17 protein-coding genes are annotated in these 16,421 nt (G+C 49.2%); 6 read left to right on the forward strand and 11 right to left on the reverse strand.

Annotated elements, in window-relative coordinates:
- Window positions 1-3: 3 nt before the first annotated feature.
- The gene (locus D1627_RS09010) at window positions 4-438 is read right to left on the reverse strand and encodes a MarR family winged helix-turn-helix transcriptional regulator (RefSeq protein WP_119431929.1); all 435 of its coding nucleotides are present in this window, start codon (window positions 436-438) and stop codon (window positions 4-6) included.
- 286 nt (window positions 439-724) lie between these two features.
- Window positions 725-2,482: an AMP-dependent synthetase/ligase gene (locus D1627_RS09015; RefSeq protein WP_119431930.1), complete on the reverse strand. Its 1,758-nt coding sequence runs from the start codon at window positions 2,480-2,482 to the stop codon at window positions 725-727.
- Between the two features lie 225 nt (window positions 2,483-2,707).
- On the opposite strand from D1627_RS09015, the gene D1627_RS09020 reads away from it, so the two are divergent.
- From D1627_RS09020 to murQ, 4 genes are all read left to right on the forward strand, one after another.
- A complete protein-coding gene (locus D1627_RS09020; protein WP_119431931.1) occupies window positions 2,708-3,877 on the forward strand; it encodes a formimidoylglutamase in 1,170 nt (389 codons plus the stop codon).
- Window positions 3,878-3,973: 96 nt separating this feature from the next.
- Window positions 3,974-4,237: a cytochrome b5 domain-containing protein gene (locus D1627_RS09025; protein ID WP_119431932.1), complete on the forward strand. Its 264-nt coding sequence runs from the start codon at window positions 3,974-3,976 to the stop codon at window positions 4,235-4,237.
- Window positions 4,238-4,308: 71 nt separating this feature from the next.
- Window positions 4,309-5,178 (forward strand): hypothetical protein, encoded by an 870-nt coding sequence (locus D1627_RS09030; protein WP_119431933.1) that lies wholly within the window; start codon window positions 4,309-4,311, stop codon window positions 5,176-5,178.
- A 93-nt stretch (window positions 5,179-5,271) separates the two neighbouring features.
- Window positions 5,272-6,096, forward strand: coding sequence for an N-acetylmuramic acid 6-phosphate etherase (gene murQ / locus D1627_RS09035; RefSeq protein ID WP_119431934.1), 825 nt, complete (start codon window positions 5,272-5,274; stop codon window positions 6,094-6,096).
- 78 nt (window positions 6,097-6,174) lie between these two features.
- Here the strand turns inward: murQ and D1627_RS09040 are convergent, their stop codons facing one another.
- Together D1627_RS09040 and D1627_RS09045 are read right to left on the reverse strand one after the other, a co-directional pair.
- A complete protein-coding gene (locus D1627_RS09040; RefSeq protein ID WP_119431935.1) occupies window positions 6,175-7,230 on the reverse strand; it encodes a hypothetical protein in 1,056 nt (351 codons plus the stop codon).
- Between the two features lie 39 nt (window positions 7,231-7,269).
- Entirely contained in the window at window positions 7,270-8,001 is a 732-nt protein-coding gene (locus tag D1627_RS09045; RefSeq protein WP_119431936.1) for a SpoIIAA family protein, read from the reverse strand.
- Window positions 8,002-8,269: 268 nt separating this feature from the next.
- Here D1627_RS09045 and D1627_RS09050 point away from each other — a divergent pair, with 268 nt between their 5' ends.
- On the forward strand, window positions 8,270-8,839 hold the full coding sequence (locus D1627_RS09050; RefSeq protein ID WP_119431937.1) for a hypothetical protein: 570 nt from the start codon (window positions 8,270-8,272) through the stop codon (window positions 8,837-8,839).
- 179 nt (window positions 8,840-9,018) lie between these two features.
- Here D1627_RS09050 and D1627_RS09055 read toward each other — a convergent pair whose 3' ends face one another.
- From D1627_RS09055 to era, 5 genes are all read right to left on the reverse strand, one after another.
- Window positions 9,019-9,252 carry a hypothetical protein gene (locus tag D1627_RS09055; protein ID WP_119431938.1) on the reverse strand — a complete coding sequence of 78 codons (234 nt, stop codon included), beginning with the start codon at window positions 9,250-9,252 and terminating at the stop codon, window positions 9,019-9,021.
- Window positions 9,253-9,576: 324 nt separating this feature from the next.
- Window positions 9,577-9,768: a hypothetical protein gene (locus D1627_RS09060; RefSeq protein ID WP_119431939.1), complete on the reverse strand. Its 192-nt coding sequence runs from the start codon at window positions 9,766-9,768 to the stop codon at window positions 9,577-9,579.
- Window positions 9,769-9,957: 189 nt separating this feature from the next.
- The gene (locus D1627_RS09065) at window positions 9,958-10,155 is read right to left on the reverse strand and encodes a hypothetical protein (RefSeq protein WP_119431940.1); all 198 of its coding nucleotides are present in this window, start codon (window positions 10,153-10,155) and stop codon (window positions 9,958-9,960) included.
- 70 nt (window positions 10,156-10,225) lie between these two features.
- Window positions 10,226-11,539 carry a ribosome biogenesis GTPase Der gene (gene der, locus D1627_RS09070; RefSeq protein ID WP_119431941.1) on the reverse strand — a complete coding sequence of 438 codons (1,314 nt, stop codon included), beginning with the start codon at window positions 11,537-11,539 and terminating at the stop codon, window positions 10,226-10,228.
- A gap of 62 nt (window positions 11,540-11,601) precedes the next feature.
- Entirely contained in the window at window positions 11,602-12,492 is an 891-nt protein-coding gene (gene era, locus D1627_RS09075) for a GTPase Era (protein ID WP_119431942.1), read from the reverse strand.
- Window positions 12,493-13,163: 671 nt separating this feature from the next.
- Here era and hemH point away from each other — a divergent pair.
- A complete protein-coding gene (gene hemH / locus D1627_RS09080) occupies window positions 13,164-14,192 on the forward strand; it encodes a ferrochelatase (protein WP_119431943.1) in 1,029 nt (342 codons plus the stop codon).
- A gap of 291 nt (window positions 14,193-14,483) precedes the next feature.
- Here hemH and D1627_RS09085 read toward each other — a convergent pair whose 3' ends face one another.
- Window positions 14,484-15,065, reverse strand: coding sequence for an LOG family protein (locus D1627_RS09085; protein WP_119431944.1), 582 nt, complete (start codon window positions 15,063-15,065; stop codon window positions 14,484-14,486).
- Between the two features lie 98 nt (window positions 15,066-15,163).
- Complete coding sequence (locus D1627_RS09090) at window positions 15,164-16,306, reverse strand: cysteine desulfurase family protein (RefSeq protein ID WP_119431945.1); 1,143 nt, start codon at window positions 16,304-16,306, stop codon at window positions 15,164-15,166.
- Between the last annotated feature and the right edge of the window lie 115 nt (window positions 16,307-16,421).

Consider the following 16,421-nt stretch of genomic DNA (forward strand, 5'->3'; position numbering starts at 1 on the left):
GGGTTAAAAGATTTCTTTGTTTTCGATCATGCCAAGTATACGGCCGCATACATTAAAGAATACGTCCAGCTCTTGCTGTGGCACCTCTTCCTGTACTTTCTTATTAAACATCTTTACGGTGTTTCGCGCTACTTCTTTCTTACGCAATCCTTTTTCTGTCAGGAAAATGCGCACCAGGCGCTTATCGTTCGGGTCGGATACTTTATAGATAAAGTCCTTCTCTTCCATACTTTTCAGGATGCGGGTGAGGCTGCGCGCCTCCAGGCCCAGCAAAGGCGCGATCTTGGTGGCGGGTGTACCTTGCTGCTGGTCTATGTTGAGCAACACAAACCCTATGGATGTTGTCATGTCGTTTTGCACGGCCTCGGCATTATACATACGCGAGATAGCGTGCCAACATACTTTAAAGTGATAATCTACTGTTTCTTCAGGCTTCATGCATGTATAATGATGTATACCAAATATAGAAAAAAATGTTATGCTTGCATACCTTTTTAACAAAAATTTTACCTTCTCCGGTAAATGATAACCTGGAGATATTATTCAAACGGCTGGCGATATTCTTATACTTTAATCAGGAAATTGAGATGTATACTTTTGCAGAAAGTGTGCATTCTAAAACAAAAAGGCCCTTTCCGGTGAGGGAAAGGGCCTTTTTGTTTTAAGGCGCGAATGTCATAATCACCCGCAGGAACAGAGTGCAGCGCCAGACTTAAGCAGCCTCTTAATACATACTCTCGATCACATCATGGTAATTAGCCGTGATGACCTTGCGCTTTACCTTCAGGGTTGGGGTAAGCTCACCGGTCTCTACCGTCCAAAGGTTCGGAATGATGGTGAACTTTTTAACCGTTTCGTATTGCGCCAGCCCTTCGTTGGCTTTATCAATTTCGCGCTTAAACTTCTCTATCACATCCGGGTGCTTAATCATTTCTTCATCCGAAGTATACTTCAGCCCTTTGTGGCTAGCCCAGTCTTGCAGGCCAAGGAACGACGGAACGATCAGCGCGGAGGCATACTTGCGGCCATCGCCTACAATCATCACCTGCTCTATCACTACGGATTCCTTCAGCTTATTCTCGATTGGCTGCGGAGCCACATACTTACCGCCCGAGGTTTTAAACATCTCTTTCTTACGGTCCGTGATCTTGAGGTACTTGCCGTCGATCATCTCCCCGATATCGCCGGTATGGAACCAGCCTTCGGCATCGATAGCTTCGGCGGTAAGGTCTGGCTTTTTGTAGTAGCCTTTCATTACGTGCGGGCCGCGTGTCAGAATTTCTCCATCCTCGGCAATCTTGATCTCCACACCATCAATGGCAATACCTACCGTGCCGATCATGTTGTTTTCGGGCTCATAGCGGTTCACTGATATTACCGGCGAGGTCTCGGTTAGGCCGTAGCCCTCCATTACCCGGATATGCGCCGACCAGAATACGCGAGCCAGGCGCGGCTGCAATGCGGCACCACCCGAAACGATCACTTTCACGTTACCGCCCAGTGCTTCGCGCCATTTGCTGAAGATGATTTTATTGGCCAGTTCCAGCTGCTTGTTATACCACCAGCCCTGATCTTTCTGGGTATCATACTTCAGGCCCAGGTCCAGTGCCCAGAAAAACAGCTTGCGCTTAATGCCAGTCAGCTCCATGCCGGTGGCCACAATCTTGTCGTACACTTTCTCGAGCAGGCGCGGCACCGTGGTAAATACGTGCGGTTTCACCTCTTTCAGGTTATCGGCTACCTTTTCTATACTTTCGGCATAGTAAATAGAAACGCCCACGCGCATGTATAAATAAAGCAGCATGCGCTCGAAAATATGGCAGAGCGGCAAAAAGCTTAAGGCGCGGTGCTCAGGGCCAACCGGCACATATGGCATGGCCCCCTCAAAATTGCTTACCAGGTTATTATGGGTCAGCATAACGCCTTTGGGGTTACCGGTGGTGCCGGAAGTATAAATCAATGTCAGGATATCTTCTGGCTTAACAGCGGCCTTTAGGGGCTCCAGTTGCTGCACATCCTCGCCTTTGGCCAACTCCAGTACTTCCGTCCAGTGCTTGGCGCCACGAACTTCATCAAACGTATAAATTTCTTTAACGCTTTCCATGCCTTCGGTGGCGGCCACAACTTTGTTGTACAGGCTGGCATCCGACACGAAAATAGCTTTTACCTCTGCATCGTTAAAGATGTAACGGTAATCCTCTTCCGTAATGGTGGGGTACATTGGCACGCTGGTGGCCCCAATCTGCTGTATACCAAAGTCAGCCAGCACCCACTCAGGGCGGTTGAATGAGATGATCGCTACTTTATCATTCTTGCCTATACCCAGCTTAAGCAGGCCAAGGCTCACCTGGTTTGCATAGTCCTGCACCTGCTGGGTGCTGTACTTTTGCCAGGTTCCGTTTACTTTAGCCGCCAGGCAGTCGGGTTGCGGGTACTGCTGCAACTGGTTAGGCAAAAGGTCAAATGTTCGGGTTATATTCATGCTATGTGTATTAGACAAGGTGTTTTGATTAGGCAGCCTTCAGAAAAAGGCCAAAAAGCGGCATATACCGCCTGATCTTGATGCATTTTAATTATTTTTTTCGAATTCTGCCACGGCGGGCCTTATAAATATTTCCCATGTCTTATATTTATAGTTCTATACTTACGGGCTTTCCGGCACCTTAGTCAATAGCCGGTTGCACAAGCCATAACCCTGATTACCTCTATGAACTTATCCATATTTTTCGAGCCGCTGAATGAGGATGTGTTTGCCAACCTGGAAAAGCCACGCACACTGGGCTCTTATATCTCATACTTTGTAAGCAAATTCCCGGATTGGCGCGCCGCAGACATTGCCATACTTGGCGTAGACGAGACCCGCGGCCGCAGCAACGAGGAGCAAGCCGAGGATGCCAGCACCGCCGAAACACCTGCCCGCCTGGTGCGCCGCAAGCTTTACAGCCTGAACAAAGGCGCTGGCCGCTGCCAGATCGTGGACTTAGGCAACCTGCGCCCCGGTATCAGCCTGGACGATACCTACCTGCGCCTGAAGGAGATCGTGGAGGTACTTATCTCGCATAACACCATCCCGGTAATTATTGGCGGCTCCCATGACCTGGAGTATGGGCAGTACATGGGCTACGAGCACCTGGAGCGCGTGGTGAACATGGTTACTGTGGATAGCAGCGTAGACATGACCGAGGACCCATCGGTACCGCCAAATAAAAGGCAGCTGCGCCAGATATTGATGCATGAGCCAAACTATTTGTTTAGCCTAGGCCAGATCGGGTACCAATCATACTTAACGGAGCCAGAAGTAATGGCCACGCTAGAGAAAATGCACTTTGAGGCGTATCGTGTTGGCGAAGTGCACCGAAGCATCCAGGAAATGGAACCTGTTATCCGGGTGGCTGACCTGCTTACCTTTGATATCTCCGCGATACGCCACCAGGATGCCCCCGCCTCTGAGCCAGCTAACCCGTTTGGCCTGACCGGCGAGGAGGCCTGTCAGCTCTGCTGGTATGCTGGCCTAAACGACAACTTAACCTCTTTGGGCATTTATGAGTATAACCCCGAGCTTGACGACCGTGAACTGACTGCGATGATGATTGCCACCATGATCTGGTACTTTATCGAAGGCTTCTATCACCGGAAGAATGAAACGAACTTTACCAGCAGGCATTTCACCAAGTATGCCATAGCCTTTACCGAGGATAACCCGGACCGCATGACGTTCTATAAGAGCAAGAACAGCGAGAAATGGTGGCTCGAGGTGGAGCCGCTCAGCGCAGAAAAAGGCACCCGCATTGTGCCTTGCAGCTACGAGGATTACCTGCAGGCAACCAAAGGCGAAGTGCCTCACCGCTGGATAATGACGCAGGCCCGGCTTGGCTAGGGCCCAAACTTTAAAGCAGGATTAAGCGGCCTGGGTTTATACTTTTAAACAGTATGGCTACTTTTGCCTTTTAACTTTAACCAGACATAGCACCTTTTGGCTGATTTACCGGAATATACTTTGCAACAACTCGCGCTGCGCAATGGCCAGGACCGCGATGAGATTTGGGTAGCGTATCTCGGTGTGATTTACGATGTTAGAAAGTCCCGGATGTGGCGCGATGGCAAGCATTACGAACACTGGGCGGGGCAGGACCTAACGGAAGAATTGCGGGATGCGCCACACAATGCCAATGTTTTTGATAAATTTGAAGTTGTGGGCCGCGTAAAAGGCTCGGTTTATCTGCCGGGGCACGATTAACATCTCTTCAGAATAAAATCGTATATTGGGGCTACCTCTAAATGTAACTTAAAACAAACCAACATAATACCATGATATTAATAGCTGATAGCGGCTCAACTAAAACTGACTGGCGCATGATTACCGCCGACAGTGTACTGGGCCAGGCACAGACGGCAGGGTTTAACCCAATGTACCAGGAGGCGGACGAAATTTACAAGGAACTGCACGATGTACTTTTGCCACAGCTAAACGAGCAGCAACCAACGGCTATCTACTACTACGGTGCAGGCTGTAGTTCACCGGAGCGTAACAAACGCGTAGAGGATGCGCTGCGTATGGTCTTCCCTGCCAGCGAGCTGCACGTAGACCACGATTTACTGAGCGCTGCCCGCGCGTTGTGCGGCCACAAACCAGGTATTGCCTGTATCCTGGGCACCGGCTCTAACACCTGCCTCTACGATGGCGCAGCGATCACGGACAACGTACCGTCGCTGGGCTTTTTGCTGGGAGACGAGGGTAGCGGTGCCTTTATGGGCAAACTGCTGATAAAAGCTTACCTGTACCGCGAGTTGCCTGAAGACCTGGCGCTTTCTCTAAAGAACACCTATAACCTTACCAAGGATGGTATTCTGGACACGCTCTATAACTCGTCGATCCCGAGCCGCTATATGGCTACGTTTGCCAAGTTCATGCACGAAAAGCAGAAGCACCCGGTAATACATGGCATGATCTACGAGAACTTCTCTGAGTTCTTTGAGCGCCATGTTGTAAAGTATGAAGGCCACCAGGCATTGCCGGTAAACTTTGTGGGATCTATTGCCTACTACTTCGGAGATATACTGAAACAAGTTGCCAAGAAGTATGGCCTCCACGTGGAAACCATCATCCAAAGCCCAAGCGAGGGACTGATAAAATACCATCAGGAGTTGCTACAGGCCTTTGGTACGCCAAACAAATAATTTCCTAAAGCCTTCCAGGGCAGCCACAGCTGTTGCTCCGGAAGGCTTTATACTTTTGCCTTTTTCGAAACCATTAACCGATAATCCAAACAAGTGTCTACCACCGAAACCGCATCAAACTACGACGGACTGGAGAACATGAGCGTGCGCGAGCTGCTCGAGAACATCAACCGCGAAGATAAAACTGTACCACTTGCTGTAGAAAAAGCCATTCCTCAGATTGAGGCCTTGGTTAACGCCACTGTGGAGCGCCTAGAGAAAGGCGGCAGACTGTTTTATATTGGGGCTGGCACCAGCGGCCGCCTGGGTATAGTGGATGCATCGGAGTGCCCGCCTACGTATGGTGTGCCGCACGGCATGGTAGTTGGCATTATGGCTGGTGGCGATGAGGCTATCCGGAAGGCCGTAGAGTTTGCGGAGGACGATGCGGAGCAAGCCTGGAAAGACCTTCAGGAACATAATATCAACGAAAAGGATATTGTGGTGGGCATTGCCGCCTCGGGCCGTACGCCTTACGTTATAGGGGGGCTGAACGCCTGCCGCGAGCGTGGCATAGCTACGGGTTGCGTTGTTTGCAACGCTGGCAGTGCCGTGGCTGCCGCCGCCGAGTTCCCTGTAGAAGTGGTTACCGGGCCGGAGTTTGTAACAGGCAGCACCCGCATGAAAGCCGGTACCGGCCAAAAGCTCGCACTTAACATGCTTACCACCTCTACCATGGTTAGGCTTGGCCGCGTGAAAGGCAACAAGATGGTGGATATGCAACTCTCGAACCTTAAACTGGTGGACCGAGGCACACGCATGGTGATGGAGGAGCTTGAGATCAGCCATGACGAGGCTGGTGCACTACTGAAGAGGCATGGCAGTGTGCGTGCCGCCGTAGATGCTTACCGCGCAGGCAACGAGCACCAGGTACTATAACACACGGTACCAACACTATAACAAGAAGAGCCAAAGCTACATACTTTGGCTCTTCTTGTTTACAAGCACTTTCATGCTTTAATCTTTCAGCGACAGGCTCTCCAGAATAACTTTAGCAGCTTCTTTGCTAGGCACCACAAAATTAGCCACGGACCAAGTATAGCTCAGTTTAAAGCGTTTATCAGTAGTACCGTGCAGGATTTTCAGCCGGTACTCACCCAAGGGTTCCAGCCCTAGCTCCTGTCTGTTAGAATCAATGCGCTGGCGTGTTTCCTCATCCATATTCCCGGTTAGGTACTCGCCAATCTGATCACTCTCCGCACATTCATCGCAGTCAATTTTGATGAAGGCGCGTGAGCCATACTTGCTGCGGCCAGCCTGCTGATCGAGGAGATACGCGGCAGGCTGTGGTGCAATGCGCCCTTGCTTTACAGCTTTTGTTAGCACATCAGAGAAGTCATGTCCTTTGCGTGCCTTTGTTTGCCGCTCAATCACGATGCTGAAGCGAGGCAGCTGTTCTAAGGTATCAGCCACACCAATCTGATCCTCTCCAGGGTACCCATATGCATCTATCCAGCCTAGAAGCTTAGCTGTGTTGGCCACCTCAATTTTTTTAATGGTATCGCCGTGCACGCGCCAGCCGCCTTTTGCTTGCCTGAAGTATTGGTCGCGGGCATACAGCTCGTCTAGATTGGCGCGGAGCTCCTGGTTAAAGCCTTCGTTATACTTGCGGCGGCGCTTAGGGTACTTGCGGGCAAACTTTCGCCAGTGCCTGGTAGCTTGCAACGAGTCGAACACCGGCTGGCGCTCCAGGTAATCGAGGCTTACGCCTTTGGCAACCAGTTTCTCCAGGTAGTCAAACGTTTCTTTGCGCTCCTGCAGCAGTAAAGCGGCTACGGCGGCATTGTAATAGTCGCGGGCAAACGCAGATGGCACTGAGGCAAAAGCCTGCTTATAGGCAACCAGCGCCTCCTCGTACTTCTTCTCCACAACCCGCAGCTCTGCTTGGTTAATCACCGGATGATAAACTGCTGTATAATCCGGTGGAGTTTGATCCTGGGCAAAAGCACCGGTCCGAAGCAGGGCGACCCATACAATAAAGTATAGTTTTCTGGGGAATTTCAGTAATGGCATAAAAGTATCAGAGGGTGTTAGCCAGTAAAACTGCAAATTCTATCGGAGCCAGTCAATAGCCATGTCGCGTTCATCCAGCTTAAAAAACTTCATGTTCACGGCATGCGCCTCGCCGGGGCGGCTTTCCTGCAGCCAGTCCTGGTGGCCGGCTATGGCAACCTTGCTCAGTTTGCCGTGGTATTTTACGCCGTGGCGCAGCTCTTCCCACATGGCTGTTGGCGTAGCGCCATTATGGTGCAGCACTTCCAGGTAAAGGCGCAGCTCCTGGTTATGTTGCACGTGCTCCTTCAGCAGGTTATCGATGGCTAGAAAATCAGAGGAAGTAAGCTTGCCGATGGTGGCCACCCCTACTACATGCGCTGGCATGGCCTCTAGCACGGCTATGCCAGGGTTATCCGGTGTAGCAAAGGGTTTCTTAAGCCATTCTAGCGCCTGCGCTTTCTCGGCCATGCCAAATGCCCTCACCTCAAAATGCGGCGTCAGGAAATTGGCCAGCCTAGATTGTTTTTTTACCCAGTCTTTATCTGTAACAATCACGTAACGGGCTATTTTGTCCCAGCTATGAAACCTTAGCTTTAATGTATCAAAGAAAGACTGCACACTGTCCCAGTCTCCAAAATTTTCAAACTCAAAGTATAGGCATACTTTATCAGAGTGGCTGGTCTTTTCCTCCATTTCATGCACCAACGCGCGGATGCCAGAGTCGTCAATATGGCGTTGCAGCAGAAAACCGGCAATATTATCTTCCTCAAAGTGGATTATCGAGATCATAGTAGAAGGATTAAGTTTATTTCAGCGCAAACCTGGGTGGTTACCGTGGCCAAGCCTATAATTTATGTTTGAACTGCATGCTCACGCCTCGGCCCACTGCTTCAGAACTTATACTTAAATTTGATATGGTTGGGTCAATTTTAATGTGATATTTTTGTTAAACCCACGCTTGCACTTGTAAAAGCCAAACCCGAAGGGCAATATAAACTTTAAGGCAGGCATTACAGTAAATGCACGAAAGGCCCTACATTATACCTGAATAAAATTTATGCATACCATAGAACCATACTACAATTGGATTGAAAAATACTCCGCCACTGAAGACCCACGCTCGCCGCTTTATGGTGCCGAAAACAGCCTAACGCACTATACTAACACCATCTACGGTTACTACATACACCCACAATGGGACACAATTGATTCTGAAACGCTGTTCCTAAAAATCCTTTACACCGACTATGATTTGGGCTTTACCGTGATTGAACTGATCGGGGAGTGGAATGACGCCCTAAACAACGACATCATGCATCTGAAGCGCAACATTATAGACCCTCTGGTAGAGGAAGGCATCAGACACTTTATACTTATCGGGGAGAACGTCTTTAATTTCCATGGATCAGATGATGCCTACTACGAAGAGTGGTTTGAAGATATTGAGGAGGGTTGGATTGCCGCACTGGGTTTCCAAGACTTTGTACTGAGCGAGATGAAGAACTATAACCTGGATTACTATTTGAACTATGGTGGCAACCTAGACGACATACACTGGCGCACATTTACACCCAAGCGCCTCTTCGGGCTTGTCAATAGCTTGATTAAGAAACGACTAGGGCCATAAACTATAATTGGCTAAAACAGAAAAGGCCCATGTCAAGGGCCTTTTCTGTTTTAGCCAATTATAGGCCTATTCAGTAATATTATATTAAATTTCTTTCGTACCATTCTGTGTAACCTTCTCTATGGGGCACAGAGGGCTGCCATGAAAGAACTAAATTTACGACATAAGCCGAAAGAAGACTACTCAATTACAGTGGTAGTATCTGCTTCCTGGAGCTCTTCCTGATATTCATCTACTTCTTCTCCGAGTTCACGTCTTTCTTCAGCTATATCGTCTGCATCGCCTTCGGCTCGCTCATCAGCCAAATCTTGGCTTTCCTCTATAACGTCTTCGCGCTCGCTAGCGGGAGAATCGCAGGAGGTGGCAAAAGTAAACGCGCCCATGGCAAATAACATAAAGATCACCTTCTTCATAATTAATTAGGTTTTGGTTTTACATTTTCAATTCCACCCTCCTTCAAGTACGTTTATGCACTCAAACAAAGAGTTCTTTATTTCAACGTTACTAATCCCCCCTAGGTTAATTATTGAGATAATAAGAAAATAATCCTAGCCTGCTGACTACCACCATTTATGGCTTAATGATCTGTACGCCTTAAAGCTTTGTAGGGGCTCCATAGCATAACTTGTAGCCTTTTTGCTAATGTATGCCCTACTATTCTTCTACAAATCTCTGATAGTGGCCATAAAGAAAAGGGCCAGGCATCATTTGCCTGGCCCTTGATATTGTAAAGCCTATTACTCAATTACAGCTGTTGTGTCTTCCATTTCCTCAGCCATGTCTTCCATGTCGTCGGCTCTTTCTTCAGCTTCGTCTTCCATTTCTTCTACGGCCTCTTCTCTGTCTTCAGCTCTTTCTTCAGCTGGTGAGTCGCAGGATGCAAATCCGATAAGGCTTGTTAAAGCAAAGGCGTACATTAATTTCTTCATGATCTTTTGGTTTTAGTGATTGTTAAAGGTCATTAAATATGGAGGCACAACAGGTGTTCCGCCAATAACAACAGACTATACGGCAGTATTAAAATATAGTTTACATAAAATATATAAACGCCGAAAGGCACCCTTTTGAGGTGCCTTTCGGATTCCCGGCCATGCGCCAGGTGGTTTTTTTGTTGCTGATTAGTGAGCAGCAGCCTCAGTCTCAACTGGAGCAGCAGTAGTATCCATCTCTACAGCAGTAGTATCTTCCATAACTGGAGCTTCTTCTACTACAGTTTCTTCTGTAGTCTCAACCTCAGTAGCTGTTTCTTCAGCATTGTTGCAAGATGCGAAAGCGAAAAGACCAGCAACGAAAAGTAAACCAAATACTTTTTTCATGATGTTTGATGTTTTTTATATGAGGCGCAAATATACCACTATATCTGTATCACCAAATATCATCCGAAAATTATTTTTTTCTGAAGACCAGTTTTATCGGCACCCCCTTAAAATCGAAGTGCTCACGCATCCTGTTTTCCAGGTAGCGCGTGTACGACTCCTTCACGTACTGTGGCAGGTTGCAGAAGAACGCGAACGTAGGGTTATGCGTTGGTAACTGCGTGATATATTTGATCTTCACGAACTTGCCTTTGATTGCTGGCGGCGGGTAACGCTCAATATCAGGCAACAGGGCATCGTTCAGCTTGGAAGTAGGTATTTTCTTAGTCTTGTTATCGTATACCTCCATCGCCACCTCAATAGCCTTATGGATACGCTGCTTGGTAACCACGGACGTAAAGATGATCGGCACGTAGCTAATCGGCGCAATTTTGCTAAAGATCTCTTCCTCGAAATGCTTAGTTGTATGTGTATCTTTCTCCACTAAATCCCACTTGTTTACCAAGACTACAATGCCTTTACGGTTCTTCTCGGCCAGGGCAATAATGTTCACGTCCTGAGCTTCAATACCACGCGTAGCGTCTAGAATTACGATACATACATCGGCATCTTCCAAGGCACGAACAGAGCGCAGTACAGAGTAGAATTCAATATCTTCGCTTACTTTGCTTTTTCGGCGCAGACCTGCAGTATCCACAATGATAAACTCTTTGCCAAAAGCATTGTAGCGGGCATGTATGGCATCGCGGGTTGTGCCGGCTCTATCGGTTACAATATTGCGCTCCTCGCCTAACAGCAGGTTCACAAACGATGACTTACCTACGTTCGGGCGGCCAAGTACGGCAATCTTCGGAATGCCTGCATCAGGGTCTTCAACGCCTTCGTCTTTAAAGTGCTTCACTACCTCGTCCAGCAGTTCGCCGGTGCCGGAGCCGTTCTGCGAGGAAATCGGGAAGATTTCTTCGCCTACGCCCAATGCGTAAAACTCTCCCATCTGGTGCATGCGCGCATTGGTATCCGCTTTGTTGGCTACTATGTACACTGGCTTATCGGTGCGGCGCAGCACGTTGGCAAACTCTTGGTCCAGGCCTGTCAGGCCGGCATCCACGTCCACCATAAACAGGATCACGTCGGCCTCGTTCATGGCCAGTTCTACCTGTCGGTTAATCTCAGATTCAAAAATATCGTCGGAGCCGTGCACGTACCCACCTGTGTCAATAACGGTGTAATACTTTCCGATCCACTCGCCGTGGCCGTAGCTGCGGTCGCGGGTTACGCCGCTCACGTTGTCCATGATGGCTTTGCGCTGGCCAATCAGGCGGTTAAAAAGTGTAGACTTGCCTACATTTGGGCGACCTACAATGGCAATGATGTTTGATGACATCGAACTAAAATAAAAGTGTTAAAGTGCCCCCGGAGCACCGTGCCCCGAAGCTTTATGGTGCGCTACTCTTCGCGGTAGCCAAAGCGCCGAAGCAGCTTCTGGTCTGTTCGCCAGTTCTCGTTCACGCGCACGTATAAATCAAGAAATATCTTTTTCTGGAAAAAATTCTCCATATCCAGGCGGGCCTGGGTGCCTACTTTTTTCAGTGCCTCGCCCTTGTGGCCTATCACAATGCCTTTTTGGCTGCGGCGCTCCACGCTAATCTCGGCGCGTATCCGGATGATGTCCTCTTCCTCCTTAAACTCTTCTACCACTACCTCGCAGCTGTAAGGGATTTCCTTTTTATAGTTCAGGAAGATTTTCTCACGGATCATCTCCGACACAAAGAAACGCTCCGGCTTGTCAGTCAGTTCATCTTTAGGGTAAAAGGCCGGATGCTCTGGCAGGTAATCCAGCAAACGCGCAAACAGTTGTTCCAAACCGAAGTTGTGCAGCGCCGAGATCGGGTGGATCTCTGTTGGCTGCATGTGCTCCTTCCAGTAAGCCACTTTTTCGTTTACCTCTTCCTCGGTAGCCTGGTCTATTTTGTTGATGAGCAACAGCACAGGCACCTTGGCGTGCTGCAGGCGCTTGATCACGTCTTCCTCATCATGCTTCTCATAGATGTCGGTCACGAATAGAATCACGTCGGCATCCTCCAGCGAGGTGCGCACAAAACCCATCATCGACTCGTGCAACGCATACTGCGGTTTAATGATACCCGGTGTGTCGGAATACACAATCTGGAAATCATCGCTGTTCAGGATGCCCATGATGCGGTGGCGCGTGGTCTGGGCTTTTGACGTGATGATAGAGAGCTTCTCCCCTACCAGCGCGTTCATCAGCGTTGATTTACCCACATTTGGTTTTCCTACTATACTTACAAAACCTGCTTTGTGCGGTGTGTCAGCCATACTTTGAAAATTTGAGGGTGCAAAATTACTTCTTTTTTACGAGAGTGCGGCAGAATGTCTAAATTATTGTGAATGAGGACCTGAGCGCACGCGCATTTTCGTGCTCACATACGCTAGCTATACTTACACCAGCTAGCCGGTTGATAGTTCTATTCAACAAAGCCTGCCGCAAATTTTCATTCCGTGGCTTACCATAAGGCAGGCTTCCAATTTGCATAAGTATAAACCTTCTCCTGCCGGTAAGAAGCCTATGGCATCTATACCTCTATAAAAACCTTTTCAAGACTTGCCTCCCCTTATAGCGCAAGCGTCTGCTTGTGCTTCTTATTACAAGTTCCATAGCAAGGCACAAGCGGACGCTTGCGCCAGGGCTTTGTACATTCTAACTTTTAAAAGCTCTAAGCTTTTAGCTCAAAACCTTTTCCATACTTGTCGCTTTATACTTGGCCCTCTCATCGCTCATAGCGCAAGCGTCCGCTTGTGCTTCTCATTGCAAGTTCCATAGCAGGCCACAAGCGGAGGCTTGCGCCAGGGCGTATATCCTTTTGTAAAAAACCTTTTTCATACTTGCCGCTTTATACTTGGCTGCCTCTATAAGGCATAGAGAATTCTGATCAACAAGAAAGAATTATACTTAGTATCTTTGCACCAGATAAGCACTTATACTTTACATGAGCAAGAAGAACACCGGTAAGATTGGTGTGCTGTTGGTAAACCTTGGCACCCCCGATACCCCCGAAACGCCTGATGTTAGAAAGTACCTGCGCGAGTTCCTGCTGGACAAACGCGTGATTGATATAAACCCGGTTGGCCGCTTTTTCCTGATCAATGGGGTAATCGCGCCTTTCCGTGCGCCTAAGTCTGCGGTGGTGTACAAGCAACTCTGGACCGAGCGCGGCTCCCCGCTGCTTTACCACGGCCTCGACCTGAAGGCGAAACTGCAAGCCAGCCTCGGCGACGACTACTTCGTTTCTTTTGGCATGCGCTACCAGAAGCCAAGTATAAAAAGCGCCTTGGAAGAGCTGCGCGAGCAAAGCGTGGACCGCATTATTGTATTCCCGCTGTTTCCGCAGTATGCCTCGGCCAGCACCGGCTCCGCGCACGACAAGATCATGGAGATCGTAAAAGACTGGTGGATTGTGCCTAGCATCAACTTTATCTCCAATTTCTGTAATGACCCAGGCTTTATTGAGTCGTTTGCAGAACTTGGCCGGAAGCACATGCAGCAAGATGATTATGACCACGTGATGTTCAGCTACCACGGCCTGCCGGAGCGCCACATCCTGAAGGGCAGCGACCATGGCTACTGCAAGCTTGGCTCCTGCTGCAACAGTTATAACAAACGCAACCAGTACTGCTATCGCGCTTCCTGCTTCGAGACCTCACGCCAGTTAGCGGCGGCACTTGGCCTGCGCGAAGACCAGTATTCCGTTGCGTTCCAGTCACGTTTGGGCAAAGACCCTTGGCTGAAACCTTATACCGATGAGATGCTGAAAACCTTCCCGGAGAAAGGCATTAAGAAAGTGCTTGCCTTCAGCCCGGCCTTCGTAGCCGACTGCCTGGAAACTACTATTGAAGTAGGCGAAGAATTTAGGGAGATGTTCTTAGAAGCCGGCGGCGAGAAGTGGCAGCTGGTAGAAAGCCTGAACTCTAACGACACTTGGGTAGAGGCCGTGAAGCAAATCATACTTGAGAACTAGTTTGAGAAATTTATAGAGAAAGATATGTCTGCCAAGTATAAAAACGGCCGCTGTAAGTATAAATGCAGCGGCCGTTTCATGTACGTTAGTTTGCAACTTGATTTCTGTGGAGCGGAAAAGTATGTTTTTAGATATACTTTGTGAAATTCTGCTCGCATATCTTGTTTGGCCCTCTGCCCCAGTTGAGCTACAAACTCAACGCCATACTTTGCCCCGAGCTACGCTAGCCTACACTTGCAATAGACAGCAAACTTGCGGCAGGCATCTTAGCTTGGGCAAACTAGCAAATACTTAAATCCGCTCAGCATCTACCCAGTCTTTGGCGCAGGCGGCGGCATACCTGCCCAGCTTTTCGAGTAGCACGTTCGCTTCTGTTGCTACAACCAAGCTCTTTTGATATTCAGGTTGGATGAACCCCTCTGCCACACCGTGCGCCACCTGCTGCATAAAGGTATCAAAATAACCTCCTACATTATAAAACGCCACAGGCTTCCGGATGATACCCAGCTGGTTCCAGGTAATGATCTCGTTGATTTCGTCCAGCGTTCCAAAGCCGCCGGGCATGGCTATAAACGCATCTGACTCCGCAGCCATCAGCGCTTTGCGCTCGTGCATGGTTTTTACCACGTGCAGCTTCGTAAGCCCGGTGTGCGCCACTTCACGGTCCACGAGGCTCTGCGGGATAACCCCTACGGCCTCGCCGCTGGCAGCAAGTATGGCATCGGCAATGGTGCCCATCAGCCCAACCTTGCCGCCACCGAACACTAACTTAATGCCTTGCTCGGCCATAAGCTGCCCGAGGGCCGTGGCCGCTTCTGCATACATACTTTTATGACCGGTATTTGCTCCGCAGAACACTGCTATACTTTTCATGCTCATTCGTTTTGTTTTAGAAGATGATGTAATTGCAAAAGGCCCCGACAAAACTGCCAGAGCCTTCTTATTTATACTTTAAGCCAATTGCTTTTAGATTAGGCCAGTTCCTTTTTATACATTTTAGCCAGCGTGGCTGCTGCGTAATCAATCTCTTCGGGCGTGTTATACTTGCTGAAAGAGAAACGTACAGAGCCGCGCGTTGGGTCTACGTTCAGGGCGCGCAACACATGCGAGCCAGTATTGGCACCGCTGCTGCAGGCACTGCCGCCTGATGCTGATATCTTGGCGATATCTAGGCTAAAGAGCAGCATCTCGTTCATGTCAGAGGCTGGCAAGTTTACGTTCAGCACCGTGTACAGGCTCTTATCCCCAAACTCCGACATTCCGTTAAAACCCACGTCCTCCATCTGCTCGCGCAGTTTATGGATCATACGGTCTTTAAGCCCTTGGATATGCTTTGTGTGCTCATCCATATCGCGGTAAGCAATTTCCAGCGCCTTAGCCAGCCCAATAATGCCGTACACGTTCTCGGTGCCGCCGCGCATGTTGCGCTCTTGCGCCCCACCCTGGATCAGTGGCTGAATTTTAGTGCCGCCATCGCAATACAAGAATCCAACGCCTTTCGGCCCATGGAATTTGTGCGCCGAGCCAACAATAAAGTTTGCGCCCAGTTGCTGCACGTCGTGCTTGTAGTGGCCCATCGTCTGTACGGTGTCCGAATGGAACAGCGCGTTATACTTGCGGCAGATCTCCCCGATGGCTTCAATATTGTTCAGGTTACCGATTTCGTTATTGGCATGCATCACCGACACCAGCGTTTGCGGCTGGTTTGCCAGCAGTTCCTCAAAGTGCTCCAGGTCCAGGTTGCCGCGCTCATCGTGGCGCAGGTAGCTTACCTGCACGCCCTCCTGCTTCTCCAGCAGCTCCATAGTATGCAGCACGGCATGGTGCTCCAACTTGGTAGAAATGGCGTGCTTAATACCCAGCGAGCGGCACGTGCAGATTAGTGCGGCATTATCAGCCTCGGTGCCACCGGAGGTAAAGAATACTTCGGCAGGAGATGTATTTATTAAGCCCGCCACAGTTTTGCGCGCTTTCTCGATGGCTGCCCTCACCTCGCGCCCATGCGAGTGGATGGAGGAAGGGTTACCGAAATGCTCCAGCATAAACGGAGCCATGGCATCAAAAACCTCTTTATCCAGAGGTGTGGTGGCAGCATTATCTAAATAAACACGCATATTCTTTAAACTGATTTTCTTGTTCTATTCTTAAATCAACCACTAAAGTATAAAAAAAAGTTGCGCCAGAGGCAGGAACTTTCCCATACCTGTGGCGCAACACGGTGCGTTACTC

It is taken from the genome of Pontibacter oryzae, from assembly GCF_003576375.1.
Lineage (GTDB): Bacteria > Bacteroidota > Bacteroidia > Cytophagales > Hymenobacteraceae > Pontibacter > Pontibacter oryzae.

Excerpts from the sequence above, each read along its gene's own strand:
- hemH (WP_119431943.1), top strand. The coding sequence starts at position 13,164 with ATGAGCAAGAAGAACACCGGTAAGATTGGTGTGCTGTTGGTAAACCTT.
- D1627_RS09030 (WP_119431933.1), top strand. The coding sequence starts at position 4,309 with ATGATATTAATAGCTGATAGCGGCTCAACTAAAACTGACTGGCGCATG.
- era (WP_119431942.1), bottom strand. The coding sequence starts at position 12,492 with ATGGCTGACACACCGCACAAAGCAGGTTTTGTAAGTATAGTAGGAAAA.
- D1627_RS09045 (WP_119431936.1), bottom strand. The coding sequence starts at position 8,001 with ATGATCTCGATAATCCACTTTGAGGAAGATAATATTGCCGGTTTTCTG.
- D1627_RS09050 (WP_119431937.1), top strand. The coding sequence starts at position 8,270 with ATGCATACCATAGAACCATACTACAATTGGATTGAAAAATACTCCGCC.
- D1627_RS09010 (WP_119431929.1), bottom strand. The coding sequence starts at position 438 with ATGAAGCCTGAAGAAACAGTAGATTATCACTTTAAAGTATGTTGGCAC.
- D1627_RS09040 (WP_119431935.1), bottom strand. The coding sequence starts at position 7,230 with ATGCCATTACTGAAATTCCCCAGAAAACTATACTTTATTGTATGGGTC.
- D1627_RS09060 (WP_119431939.1), bottom strand. The coding sequence starts at position 9,768 with ATGAAGAAATTAATGTACGCCTTTGCTTTAACAAGCCTTATCGGATTT.
- D1627_RS09090 (WP_119431945.1), bottom strand. The coding sequence starts at position 16,306 with ATGCGTGTTTATTTAGATAATGCTGCCACCACACCTCTGGATAAAGAG.
- der (WP_119431941.1), bottom strand. The coding sequence starts at position 11,539 with ATGTCATCAAACATCATTGCCATTGTAGGTCGCCCAAATGTAGGCAAG.
- D1627_RS09015 (WP_119431930.1), bottom strand. The coding sequence starts at position 2,482 with ATGAATATAACCCGAACATTTGACCTTTTGCCTAACCAGTTGCAGCAG.
- D1627_RS09085 (WP_119431944.1), bottom strand. The coding sequence starts at position 15,065 with ATGAAAAGTATAGCAGTGTTCTGCGGAGCAAATACCGGTCATAAAAGT.
- D1627_RS09065 (WP_119431940.1), bottom strand. The coding sequence starts at position 10,155 with ATGAAAAAAGTATTTGGTTTACTTTTCGTTGCTGGTCTTTTCGCTTTC.
- D1627_RS09020 (WP_119431931.1), top strand. The coding sequence starts at position 2,708 with ATGAACTTATCCATATTTTTCGAGCCGCTGAATGAGGATGTGTTTGCC.
- D1627_RS09055 (WP_119431938.1), bottom strand. The coding sequence starts at position 9,252 with ATGAAGAAGGTGATCTTTATGTTATTTGCCATGGGCGCGTTTACTTTT.